The sequence below is a fragment of the Acinetobacter endophylla genome (genome assembly GCF_053543775.1).
This window is the reverse complement of the sequence record NZ_JBLVOM010000179.1, coordinates 1-323: the sequence shown is the minus strand read 5'-3', so window position 1 is coordinate 323 and position 323 is coordinate 1. Positions and strand designations below refer to the sequence as shown.

Genomic DNA, 323 nt, shown 5'->3' with positions numbered 1-323 from the left:
CCACACGTAATAAACAAAGTTATGTTTTGTTCTGCTCAGATATAATGATGACACACTAGCTGTCACCTATTATATTCTATAGTGTATTTATAACAAGAAGGAGGTTTTTATTATGTCAGTTATTACGTACTTAAATTTCGATGGGAATGCAGCACAAGCGATTGATTTTTATTCGGAAGCTTTTAATTCGAGTAAAGTAAAAAAAGTAAAGTTCAAGGATTTCCCACAAGATCCAACCTACCCATTGCCGGAAAACGAATTGGATATGATTATGGAGTCATCCATAGAATTCGCTGGCGGAAAGATTATGATGTCAGATATTT

The 323-nt window shown here is 34.1% G+C and carries 1 protein-coding gene; it reads left to right on the top strand.

All coding sequences use genetic code 11. The annotated features are described in order from the left end of the window. Positions 1-112 precede the first annotated feature (112 nt). The coding region (locus tag ACNPNW_RS06225; RefSeq protein WP_448766742.1) for a VOC family protein at positions 113-323 on the top strand (211 nt) is incomplete at its 3' end.